Annotated in this window: 14 protein-coding genes; 6 read left to right on the top strand and 8 right to left on the bottom strand. The window is 46.2% G+C overall.

Annotated features, from left to right (window positions below; genetic code table 11):
* Positions 1-173 precede the first annotated feature (173 nt).
* Positions 174-719, top strand: a complete 546-nt coding sequence (locus AB6D58_RS17230; RefSeq protein WP_017058763.1) for a gamma carbonic anhydrase family protein — start codon at positions 174-176, stop codon at positions 717-719.
* Here the strand turns inward: AB6D58_RS17230 and AB6D58_RS17225 are convergent.
* From AB6D58_RS17225 to AB6D58_RS17210, 4 genes are all read right to left on the bottom strand, one after another.
* On the bottom strand, positions 716-985 hold the full coding sequence (locus AB6D58_RS17225; RefSeq protein ID WP_017058764.1) for a DUF1488 domain-containing protein: 270 nt from the start codon (positions 983-985) through the stop codon (positions 716-718). The two genes, AB6D58_RS17230 and AB6D58_RS17225, sit on opposite strands and share 4 nt — an antisense overlap.
* 17 nt (positions 986-1002) lie before the next feature.
* Positions 1003-1833, bottom strand: a complete 831-nt coding sequence (gene aroE / locus AB6D58_RS17220) for a shikimate dehydrogenase (RefSeq protein WP_050633580.1) — start codon at positions 1831-1833, stop codon at positions 1003-1005.
* 75 nt (positions 1834-1908) lie between these two features.
* Positions 1909-2826 (bottom strand): oxygen-dependent coproporphyrinogen oxidase, encoded by a 918-nt coding sequence (gene hemF / locus AB6D58_RS17215; protein WP_065584143.1) that lies wholly within the window; start codon positions 2824-2826, stop codon positions 1909-1911.
* Positions 2827-2845: 19 nt separating this feature from the next.
* Positions 2846-3403, bottom strand: coding sequence for an L-threonylcarbamoyladenylate synthase (locus AB6D58_RS17210; protein ID WP_065584144.1), 558 nt, complete (start codon positions 3401-3403; stop codon positions 2846-2848).
* Positions 3404-3598: 195 nt separating this feature from the next.
* On the opposite strand from AB6D58_RS17210, the gene purE reads away from it, so the two are divergent.
* Entirely contained in the window at positions 3599-4084 is a 486-nt protein-coding gene (gene purE / locus AB6D58_RS17205) for a 5-(carboxyamino)imidazole ribonucleotide mutase (protein WP_004735777.1), read from the top strand.
* A gap of 5 nt (positions 4085-4089) precedes the next feature.
* Positions 4090-5220 (top strand): 5-(carboxyamino)imidazole ribonucleotide synthase, encoded by a 1131-nt coding sequence (locus AB6D58_RS17200; protein ID WP_102321074.1) that lies wholly within the window; start codon positions 4090-4092, stop codon positions 5218-5220.
* A gap of 88 nt (positions 5221-5308) precedes the next feature.
* On the opposite strand, the gene AB6D58_RS17195 is transcribed toward AB6D58_RS17200, so the two are convergent.
* The 4 genes from AB6D58_RS17195 to AB6D58_RS17180 are packed head-to-tail and all read right to left on the bottom strand — an operon-like array spanning position 5309 to position 8571.
* Complete coding sequence (locus tag AB6D58_RS17195) at positions 5309-5878, bottom strand: type I DNA topoisomerase (protein ID WP_017063003.1); 570 nt, start codon at positions 5876-5878, stop codon at positions 5309-5311.
* 12 nt (positions 5879-5890) lie between these two features.
* Positions 5891-6367, bottom strand: a complete 477-nt coding sequence (locus AB6D58_RS17190; protein ID WP_372149407.1) for a DUF494 family protein — start codon at positions 6365-6367, stop codon at positions 5891-5893.
* A 3-nt stretch (positions 6368-6370) separates the two neighbouring features.
* The gene (gene dprA, locus AB6D58_RS17185) at positions 6371-7483 is read right to left on the bottom strand and encodes a DNA-processing protein DprA (protein WP_017071760.1); all 1113 of its coding nucleotides are present in this window, start codon (positions 7481-7483) and stop codon (positions 6371-6373) included.
* Entirely contained in the window at positions 7480-8571 is a 1092-nt protein-coding gene (locus AB6D58_RS17180; RefSeq protein WP_372157866.1) for a LysM peptidoglycan-binding domain-containing protein, read from the bottom strand. Before AB6D58_RS17180 ends, dprA begins: the two co-directional genes overlap by 4 nt.
* Positions 8572-8711: 140 nt before the next feature.
* Here AB6D58_RS17180 and def point away from each other — a divergent pair, with 140 nt between their 5' ends.
* From def to rsmB, 3 genes are all read left to right on the top strand, one after another.
* Positions 8712-9224, top strand: a complete 513-nt coding sequence (gene def, locus AB6D58_RS17175; RefSeq protein WP_017058772.1) for a peptide deformylase — start codon at positions 8712-8714, stop codon at positions 9222-9224.
* Positions 9225-9261: 37 nt separating this feature from the next.
* Complete coding sequence (gene fmt, locus AB6D58_RS17170; protein ID WP_372149408.1) at positions 9262-10209, top strand: methionyl-tRNA formyltransferase; 948 nt, start codon at positions 9262-9264, stop codon at positions 10207-10209.
* 92 nt (positions 10210-10301) lie between these two features.
* Complete coding sequence (rsmB, locus tag AB6D58_RS17165; RefSeq protein ID WP_017058774.1) at positions 10302-11582, top strand: 16S rRNA (cytosine(967)-C(5))-methyltransferase RsmB; 1281 nt, start codon at positions 10302-10304, stop codon at positions 11580-11582.
* Positions 11583-11595 lie beyond the last annotated feature (13 nt).

The raw sequence follows: 11595 nt of genomic DNA, 5'->3' as shown, positions 1-11595 counted from the left end.
AGCCATCCCGTGTCAGCGAGGTGGCATTATAGAGATTTCGATCACACTGGCAAGCTCTTTTTGAAGTTTTTCTTACTTTTTTGATTGTTCGAGCGTTTTTTGTTCAAAACACCCCATTTTCACTAGTATTCCTCTTAATTAAGGGCTTAAGGTGCCTATATAAAGGAGGATTTATGAGTTCAATACGCAGTTATAAAGGAATATCCCCTCAGATTGGGCAAGGTGTCTATATAGATACCAGTTCAGTACTGGTTGGTGATATCAAAATCGGTAACGACTCTAGCGTGTGGCCTTTGGTTGCAGCTCGAGGGGATGTGAACCACATTCATATTGGAGAGAGAACGAATATCCAAGATGGTAGTGTCTTGCACGTCACCCATAAGAATGCTGAAAACCCTGACGGTTATCCTCTCTTAATAGGTAATGATGTCACTATCGGGCATAAAGTAATGCTGCATGGCTGCACTATTGAGGATCGTGTACTTGTTGGTATGGGAGCGATCGTGTTGGATGGCGTGATTATCCAAAAAGAAGTGATGATTGGTGCTGGTAGCTTAGTGCCACCAAACAAGGTACTTGAAAGCGGTTACCTCTATGTAGGAAGCCCAGTAAAACAAGCTCGTCCATTAAATGATAAAGAGCGTGCCTTTCTACAGAAGTCTGCAGACAACTACGTTCAGAATAAAAATGACTATCTAGACTCTGTAATTTCAGTCTAAAGCGCTTTGATCTGAATCCGATTAGAGGAGTCATACTCCTCTTCTTCTATTAACTCTTCCGCTAGCTCTTCAATATCGAAACGTAACTCTGAAAAGATAACTAAAGCTTGATCGCCTTCTTCTATATCTTTACCTGCCAATCGTGATAATTCCTCAATAGACATGACACATTCAATCAATGCGCCCGACTGTTGTGCTGGGAACGTGATTGTTCGGCTCTCTTCATCCCAATCTTGGATATCAGGAAATAGAATTGATTGATTCATTTTTTATAAACACCCCATTACATCTCTAGATTTTTACGTAATTCTCTTAAAATCTGTTTTGTTCCCGGACGAAGACCACGCCAAAGCATAAAGCTTTCTGCTGCCTGCCCCACTAGCATACCCAAACCATCATAAGCAGCATGAACACCATTATCTAATGCCCATTGATTGAATACCGTCGTTCCAGATCCATAAACCATGTCATAAACGGCGCTAGTAGAATTGAAAATCACCTCAGACACTTCAGGAAGCTGCCCGCTTAGACCAGATGAGGTAGAGTTAATAATGACATCAAAGCCTTCATTAACATCACTTAGCCCCATCCCCTTGATGTTGCCATGCGACGAAAACATCTCAGCCAGAAGTTCAGCCTTGGAGCTGGTTCGATTAGCGACCACCAGCTGTTGTGGCTTTTGGTCGAGAAGAGGTTGAATCACTCCTCTCGCAGCACCACCAGCGCCAAGAAGAAGAACACGTGCTCCTTTTAGCGTGACTTGATGTTGAAGCAGGTCTTGAACTAAGCCCTCACCATCGGTGTTATCACCAATGATCTCTCCATCATCTAACTTCTTAAGGGTATTTACGGCACCAGCTAGTTCAGCTCTCTCAGTTAGGCGATTGGCAAACTGATACGCATCTTCTTTAAAAGGTGCTGTGACGTTACATCCTCGACCACCTTCACTGAAAAATGTTTTGGCCGCAGTGATAAATTCACCATGCTCTGGCTGTAATGCTGTATAGGTAAGTTGTTGGCTGGTTTGGCGAGCAAATAATGTGTGAATGAATGGCGATTTGCTTTGCCCAATAGGGTTACCGAAAACGGCATAACGATCTACTTGCTGTGTCATATCCTTACCTAACAGAAATAAAAAAGGGTCATCTATATAGATGACCCTATCACTATCCCTATAAGGAAGGAAGAACTACCAAACTCGAGGCTTTAGGTAGTCGCTATAAAGCAGAGCTTCCGGTGAACCCGCTTGTGGTTCGTAGCGGTATTCCCAGCGAGCCAATGGCGGCATCGACATTAATATAGACTCTGTACGACCGCCGCTTTGTAAACCAAATAGAGTGCCACGGTCATAGACTAAGTTAAATTCAACATAGCGACCACGACGATAAAGTTGGAAATCACGCTCGCGCTCACCATAAGGCGTCTGTTTGCGTCGTTCTACAATTGGTAAGTATGCGGCTGCAAAACCTTCACCGACCGCCTGCATATAAGCAAAGCTCTTTTCAAAGCCCCACTCGTTAAGATCATCAAAGAACAACCCACCAACACCACGTGTTTCGTCTCGGTGAGGAAGATAGAAGTACTTATCACACCACTCTTTGTGCTCTTGATAAACATAATCTCCAAATGGCGCACAAAGATCTTTGGCTGTTTGGTGCCAAGATTGGCAATCTTCATCGACAGGATAAAATGGCGTTAAGTCAAAACCACCACCAAACCACCAAATCGGGTCTTCCCCTTCTTTTTCCGCAATGAAGAATCGAACGTTCGCGTGTGAGGTTGGGATATATGGGTTTTTAGGGTGGATAACTAATGAAACCCCCATCGCCTCAAACTTACGTCCGGCTAATTCAGGTCGATGAGCTGTAGCTGAGGCAGGCATAGCCTTACCCGCTACGTGAGAGAAGTTAACCCCACCTTGCTCAAATACCGCACCGTTGGTCATCACACGAGTTCGACCACCGCCACCAAGGCGCTCGCCAGGCTCACGCTGCCATGCATCTTCTTCAAACAGTGCAGTACCATCAGCTTGCTCAAGCTGCTGGCAAATCGAATCTTGTAGACTCAGTAAAAACTGTTTTACTGCTTCTTTATCAATTGCTGACATCTTACTTCCTTTGCAGGGTTTAGCCCTGTCTTAATATTTTCGACGTTTTTGCATCTCTAATTTCGCTTGGCTTCTCACGACCACCCGTTTGACCTTCTAAAATAGCCACCAAATGTTGGCCAAGTTGCTGCTTAACTTCTTCAGTCGTCATACAAGGCGGCTCGCCGGTCAGGTTAGCACTGGTAGAGGTTAACGGCTTACCAAACTCATTACACATTCTTTGAACCAAAGGGTGATCAGTCACTCGTACCGCGATGGAATCAAATTGACCACTTACCCAGTCAGTAACTTTGCTGCTGGTTGGCATAATCCAAGTGACCGGACCTGGCCATGTCGCTTTCACTGTTACCAACTGTTCTTCCGTCAACTGGCTTTCATCAATGTAAGGTAACAGTTGCTCGTAACTTGCAGCAATTAAGATCAACCCTTTCTCGATCGGTCGTTGTTTTAAGTCGAGTAATTTCTTGATGGCTTGTGGATTATCGGGATCACAACCGACCCCAAAAACGCCTTCAGTCGGGTAAGCAATGACTTCACCTTGTTGTAATGCCTGCAAAGTATGTTGAAAGTTATCCACGGGTTGCCTCATTAATTCAGTTATCTAACTCACTAAGTGTACAAATTATCATTCACTGTGACTAAAGCTATTTGTTTATAAAATGTATCAATTAACAACCTAGACTGACGCAAACGTTTTCCTTAGGCAATTTTACCCGTATAATGCGCGCAAAATATCTAATCACTAATTAAATCGTACCTGAAGGAGTTTGAGATGACTGTCGGTATTATCATGGGTTCTAAATCTGATTGGCCAACAATGAAGCTAGCTGCAGAAATGTTGGATCAGTTTGGCGTGGCGTACGAAACAAAAGTGGTTTCTGCTCACCGCACACCTCAGTTGCTTGCAGACTACGCAACCAGTGCGAAAGAGCGCGGTATTAAAGTAATTATTGCTGGTGCTGGCGGTGCAGCGCACCTTCCGGGCATGGCTGCTGCTTTCACAAGCGTACCAGTTCTGGGTGTTCCAGTTCAGTCTAAAGCACTGAAAGGCATGGACTCTCTGCTTTCTATCGTGCAGATGCCAAAAGGTATCGCGGTAGGTACTTTGGCTATCGGTGAAGCTGGCGCTGCCAATGCCGGTATCCTAGCCGCTCAAATCATTGGTACACACAATGAAGAAGTAATGGCAAAAGTAGAAGCATTCCGTTCTGAGCAAACAGAAACGGTTTTGGCTAATCCAAACCCTGCAGAGGATTAATTTCCATGCATGTTCTTGTGTTAGGCGCGGGCCAACTTGCTCGCATGATGTCCCTAGCTGGGGCACCGCTGAATATTGAAATTTCTGCTTTTGATGTTGGCAGCAAAAATATTGTTCACCCATTAACGCAAGCGATTCTAGGTAACGGCTTAGAAAATGCGATTGAGCGTGCGGACGTCATTACTGCTGAATTCGAACATATTCCTCACGATGTACTTGAGGTGTGTGAGCGCAGCGGTAAGTTCTTACCGACAACAGAAGCAATCAAAGCTGGCGGTGACCGTCGTCTTGAAAAAGCCCTGTTAGACGAAGCGAACGTGAAGAATGCTAAGTACTACGTGGTTAACTCTCGCGAAGACTTTGACGCTGCAATTGCTCACGTTGGCTTACCAATGGTGTTGAAGAGCACACTTGGCGGCTACGACGGCAAGGGCCAATGGCGCTTAAAGACATTAGACAATGTTGACGCGACTTGGGCAGAAATGGCTGAGTGCATTACCGCGACCGACAACCAAGCGATTGTGGCTGAAGAGTTTGTTCCGTTTGACCGCGAAGTATCACTGGTTGGTGCTCGTGATACCAATGGCGAGGTTCAAGTGTATCCACTGGCTGAGAATGTTCACACCGACGGCGTGTTGAGCTTATCGACAGCGATTGATGACATTGAACTGCAAGAGCAAGCTAAAGCCATGTTCACTGCCATTGCTGAGCGTTTAGATTACGTTGGCGTGCTAGCACTTGAGTTCTTTGATGTTCAAGGTTCACTGCTTGTTAATGAGATTGCACCACGTGTTCATAACTCGGGCCACTGGACGCAACAAGGCGCAGAGACTTGTCAGTTTGAAAACCACCTACGTGCAGTGTGTGGCATGCCACTAGGTAGCACTAAACTGATTCGTCCAACCGCAATGATCAACATTCTTGGCGAAGATACTCTTCCTGAGGCTATTCTTGCTCAAGGTGGTTGTCATGTTCATTGGTATGGCAAAGAAAAGCGTGCAGGTCGCAAGATGGGTCACATTAACGTGAGCGCTGACTACAACGCAGAATTACAAAGAGCTTTGTGCTCATTGGCTGAGATTCTTGATAAGCAAGCCTACCCTGCTGTGCATGAGTTTGCTGAGCAGATGAAGTAAGCCTACATTGGCTTATTGATATAAAAAGTTTATTGGATACAAAAACGGCGCTCAGTGAGCGCCGTTTTTTTGTGTCTATAATATCGAGTTATTGAGATTGAATGTGGTGACACTTGCGATCAGCGCATTGCTTCTTGGTACCACTGGCTGTTTTCTTCTCAAGTAACAACGGGAACTGGCACTGTTCACAACGACCTATAACAGGTGGCTGATTAACGGCGAACTTACACTTAGGGTAGTTATCACACGCATAGAAGGTTTTGCCATAGCGAGATTTACGCTCAACCAAGTGGCCTCGACCACACTCAGGGCAGGCAACAAGTGGCTGCTCTTCAGGTTGTTCTTTCGGTTGGTCCAAAGATTCGATGTGATTACACTCTGGATAACTGCTACAGCCAATGAACATCCCAAAGCGACCTTGCCTTAATACCAATTCGTTTTGGCATTTAGGACACGGAACGCCCAGCTCTTTCACCACATGACCATCATTTTGATGAAGAGGCTTGATGTAATCACAGCTCGGATACTGCTTACAGCCTAAAAATGGGCCGTGCTTACCATGGCGAAGCTGAAGCTCCCCACCACACTGTGGACATGGTTCATGCTCTAACGCATGTTCATGTGCTGAAAAAAGCTGATTATCAATCTTACTACTCATGATAAGCCTGTATTAATGCAAGATACCTTGCTCTTTGGTGTACAACAGCTCTTCCATTTGCGTGTAAGCACTTTCATTACCCGGTACATTGAACAGTACCATTAAGATAATCCACTTCAGATCATCCAACTCAAATTCATTGGTCTCTAACCCCATGACACGATCAATCACCATTTCACGAATCTCTGTCGTGAGGACGTTGATCTGCTCAAGGAACAACAAGAAACCACGACACTCCATATTAATACGTGATATCTCTTTACTTGTGTAAACACGCATCGAGGTATTAGAGCACATAGTAATCGCCGCTTGATTCTCAGTATCTTGCAGTGCAGCAAGGTCTTCTAACCAATGGAGAGCCTTATAAATATCATCTTGGTGAAACCCCGCTCGAAGAAGTTCATCTTCAAGTTCGTCTTGATCCACCTGCAATTCAGAATCGCTATGGATGTAGGTTTCAAACAAGTACATCAGTATGTCCATCATCATAGCTTAGCCTCTCCCCTTTCGAATATAGCCACCGGAAACTGCAACAACATGCCCTGAGAGCTCAAGCTCTAAAAGCTGCATCATGACTTCATGCACAGGTATATGGGTTCTCTGTGCCAAAATATCAACGGGTGTCGCCTCTAATCCTACGTTAGCTAACAGCTGTGGAAATGGCAATTGTTCATTTTCACCCTCATTCGGCGTAGGTTCGAATAAGCTCGGCTGCTGATCTATAGACCAGTTTAACAGACTCTTTATTTCAATCAGAACATCTTGAGCATTTTGCACTAAACATGCTCCAGCTTTGATGAGACTGTTACCTCCGCGACTGGTTGGGCTATGAATAGAACCGGGCAGCGCAAACACTTCTCGACCTTGCTCCATGGCATAGCGAGCGGTAATTAAAGAGCCACTCTTCTCAGCCGCTTCCACCACCAAGGTTCCTAACGACAAGCCACTTATAATACGGTTACGACGGGGGAAATGTTCAGGTCTCGGTTTAGCACTCGGTCGAAACTCTGAAATCAGCGCTCCGTTCTCACAGATCCTCTCAGCTAGATTTCGGTGGCGGGCAGGATAAATGGAGTCCAAGCCAGACCCCAACACTGCAAAAGTTTCCCCTCTTTTATCTAGAGCACCATCATGAGCATAGCCATCGATACCTAAAGCTAAGCCACTGGTGACAATTAAACCGTTTTGGACAAACTCTTTGGCGAAGGACTTGGCGGTCTGCAGTCCTTCAATACTGGCATTGCGGCTGCCGACCATCGCGATTTGAGGCTCGATCAGTTTTTCAACGTGACCTTTAACGAAAAGAACACTGGGCGCAGAGGCAATCTCATTAAGCAGTTTGGGATAATGGGGGCAATTAGGGGTAATGATGTGATGGTTAGGCTGTTTTGCTTGCCATGATAAGCAAGCCTCCACTTCTCTTGGGGCTTGCTCTCTTAGATAAGAAATTTGTTTGCCTGATAAACCCATCACTTGCAGCTGCTGGCTTGAGTAGCCAACAATGTTCGAAGGGGAATCGATACTCAGCAGGCGAGAAAGGCGTTTGCCACCCAATTGAGGAACAAAACTTAGAGTTAGCCAAGCACTCAGTTGTTGCTCATTCACTCGGTGCCCTTAACCTCTTCTGTCAAAGCAAGATCCAAAGGCGATACTGCCAGAATGCCCTTGCTAACAGGCTTAGAGCTCTGAGTGATCAACGCGAGGCTAAAATACTCATAAGGACGAATGACCATCAAGCTACCCAGCGAGGTACTTGGCAATTGCACCTTATCGCTCGCCGCAGACTCTTTATAACTGTATTCACCTTGCTTACCAAACACCACCGCACCGCTTTCGCTGAGGGTAAACATAGAACCTTGGCGAAGGTTATCCTGTGAACCTTTGTTGATCACTACCACCTGATTCTTCGCGCTGTATTGGCTGCCATCTAATGAGCCCAAGATATTAGCAAATTGACCCGCCGCACTAGGTGCAGGATAAAACGTGGTAGAGAGCTTCACCTGATCAACACCAAGTTCTGGTAGCACAAGGTCGTTCAGCAATACCTCTTGCAGCTGAGTGTCTATCTGCAAGCTGCTGAACTCAGCATCCACCTCTTTTAAGCGCGCAGTGGCGACCAGTCGCAAAGAGGTAATACTCGCTTGGGGTTGCTGCCGTTGGTAGGTTTCAACTGCGCGGTAGATACCCCACTTTTGATGTTGTTGGTTACCTGAGATAAACAACCGGTCTGCACCCGATAAGAAACGTTTACCATCACTGGTTCCTAATACTCGTTGTGCCGATTCGATATCTTGCTGCTCTACCAAGCGATCAGACTGTAAATAAGGTAGAACCAGTCCCTCGTTGACGGTAGGTACTGCTTTCTTCTCAGAAACACGAATCTTAGGGCTGAGTTTGATAACAGGCTTGAGGCTCAAGACAGGTTCACCATTAATCCAAACCAACGACAGTTTGTCTCCGGGATAAATAAGGTGAGGATTTTCTATCTCAGGGTTTCCCTGCCATAACCTTGGCCACAACCACGGGCTATCAAGATACATCGCAGATATATCCCATAAGGTATCGCCCTTTACCACCACATACGCCTCAGGTGCGCCCTGCTTAATGGTTAAAGGTTGAGCGCTATTTTCAGCCGTAGCGGCGAACGAAAGCGAGGCACAAACAAGAGAAAAAATGGGAGAAAAATGACGCATGACCTAGGTTCCTTGGTCTGAATATATGACATCTGATTTGAGAATTACCTTCAGGATGCTGTCATTTGACCTCTAAAATGTCTAGAATTGAGCCAACAAGGTTTAAGCTGTTTCGGCACAGTTCAATATTTCGAGTGTATATGTCTGTATTACAAGTATTAACATTACCAGATGATCGTCTACGTACCGTGGCGAAACCGGTAAAAGAAGTTACCCCAGAGATTCAAAAGTTCGTTGATGACATGATTGAAACCATGTACGACGAAGAAGGTATCGGCCTTGCGGCAACGCAAGTAGATTTCCATCAACGCATCGTTGTTATCGATATTTCAGAAACACGTGATGAGCCAATGGTGCTTATCAACCCTGAAATTACTGAGAAGCGCGGCGAAGATGGAATCGAAGAAGGCTGCCTATCTGTACCAGGCGCTCGAGCTCTAGTACCTCGCGCTGCAGAAGTAACGGTTAAAGCACTAGACCGTGACGGCAACGAATTCACATTCGACGCTGACGACCTTCTGGCTATCTGTGTTCAGCACGAACTTGACCACCTAGAAGGCAAGTTGTTTGTTGATTACCTATCGCCACTAAAGCGTAAACGTATCCAAGATAAGCTAGCGAAGATTAAACGTTTCAACGAGAAACAAGGTTAATAACCGCTGCTATTACTAAATTAGAAGGAAGCCTACCTTGAGTCAGTCTTTAAGAATTGTCTTTGCAGGTACTCCGGATTTCGCCGCCCGTCACTTGGCGGCGTTGTTGTCTTCGGAGCATGAAGTTGTTGCTGTTTACACACAGCCAGATCGCCCAGCAGGCCGCGGTAAAAAACTCACTGCGAGCCCAGTAAAAAACATCGCACTTGAAAACAATATTCCGGTTTACCAACCAGAAAACTTCAAGTCAGGTGAGGCTAAGCAAGAGCTAGCTGAATTGAACGCTGACATCATGGTTGTTGTCGCTTACGGCTTATTGCTTCCGCAAGTTGTATTAGATACACCTCGCTTAGGTTGTATCAACGTACATGGCTCTATCCTACCGCGCTGGCGTGGTGCTGCTCCGATTCAACGCTCTATTTGGGCAGGTGATAAAGAGACAGGCGTGACGATCATGCAGATGGATATCGGCCTAGATACTGGCGACATGCTAAGTATCGCGACGCTGCCTATCGAAGCGACAGATACTAGCGCATCTATGTACGAGAAATTAGCGGGCCTTGGCCCTGATGCGCTTGTTGAATGTCTAGCGGACATCGCTTCTGGCAAAGCAGTTGCAGAAAAGCAAGACGATGAGCTTGCGAACTACGCGAAGAAGCTAAGCAAAGAAGAAGCGCGTATCAACTGGAGTGATGAAGCTGCGCATATTGAGCGCTGCGTTCGTGCCTTCAACCCATGGCCAATGAGTCACTTTGAAGCTGCTGAGAACAGCATTAAAGTATGGCAAAGCCGTGTGGCAGAGCAAACTTCTGATAAGCCTGCAGGTACCATTCTGCAAGCGGATAAAACTGGTATCTATGTTGCGACAGGGCAAGGCGTACTTGTTCTTGAACAACTGCAAGTTCCAGGTAAAAAAGCCATGTCAGTTCAGGATATCTTGAACTCACGTGCAAGCTGGTTTGAAGTTGGTACACAACTTTCTTAATCCGCTTTTAAAGCTGCTAATTACGCAGCTTAGAAAACCTTTACGAGGGCAGAGATGCCCTCATGTATTCAAATAAATATTCGGTACCCCTCATGAATGTTCGCGCTGCTGCTGCAAATGTCCTATTCCAAGTTGTCGATAAAGGCCACTCTCTGTCACACGCTCTCCCTGCGGCTCAAAAAACGATCCGTCCACGAGACCATGCTCTACTGCAAGAGATTTGCTACGGCGCACTTCGTTACCTGCCTCGTTTAGAGTCAATCGCTAACGAACTGATGGAAAACCCGCTTAAAGGTAAAAAGCGTGTATTCCACCACCTAATCTTGGTGGGCATTTACCAACTAAGCTTCATGCGTATCCCTTCGCATGCCGCGGTTGCTGAAACGGTTGAGGGCACTAAAACACTGCGTGGTCCAAGCCTGAGTGGTTTGATCAACGCTGTGCTACGTAGCTACCTACGTGACCAAGAAGAACTGGACGAGAAAGCCGTTAGTCACAATGCAGGCAAATACGGCCACCCAAGCTGGATTCTAAAAATGCTTCAAGAGAGCTACCCAGATCAATGGGAGCAACTGGTTGAAGCAAACAACAGTAAGGCACCAATGTGGCTGCGCGTTAACCGCCAACACCACACTCGTGACGAGTATGTTGAACTACTTAAAAACGAAAACATTGAATACACATTGCACCCAGAAGCAGCCGATGCCATAAAATTAGCTGCACCTTGTGATGTTACTTTGCTTCCTGGCTTCGACAGAGGTTGGGTATCAGTGCAAGACGCTGCCGCTCAGCTTTCGGTTGACTACCTAACACCAAAAGATGGTGAGCTGATCTTAGATTGTTGTGCTGCGCCAGGTGGTAAAACGGCACACATTCTTGAGCACACTCAAGACACTGAAGTGGTTGCGATTGACTGCGACATTAAACGTCTAGACCGCGTTTACGATAACCTTGAGCGTCTACAACTGCGTGCCGACGTAATTTGTGGTGATGCTCGCTACCCAGAAGAGTGGTGGATGGGTGATAAGTTCGACCGTATCCTACTTGATGCACCTTGTTCAGCGACTGGCGTCATTCGCCGTCACCCTGACATCAAGTGGCTACGTCGTGCGTCTGACATTGATGCGCTGGCTGAACTGCAAAGCGAGATTATGGATGCAATGTGGCGTCAGCTGAAAGAAGGCGGCACCATGGTTTATGCGACTTGTTCTATCACGCCGCAAGAAAACGTGCTGCAAGTGAAAGCATTCCTAGCACGCACTGAGAACGCTACGTTGGTTGGGTCTGATATCGAAAATCCGGGTCGTCAAATACTACCTGGAGAAGAAGATATGGATGGCTTCTACTACGCAGTTCTAGTAAAACAGGCATAACAACTAACAGCGG

The organism is Vibrio sp. 10N.239.312.D08, from assembly GCF_041466145.1.
In the GTDB taxonomy this organism is placed as follows: Bacteria; Pseudomonadota; Gammaproteobacteria; order Enterobacterales; family Vibrionaceae; genus Vibrio; species Vibrio crassostreae_C.
The sequence above is the reverse complement of the archived record's forward strand: the minus strand, read 5'-3'. Positions and strand labels throughout refer to the sequence as shown.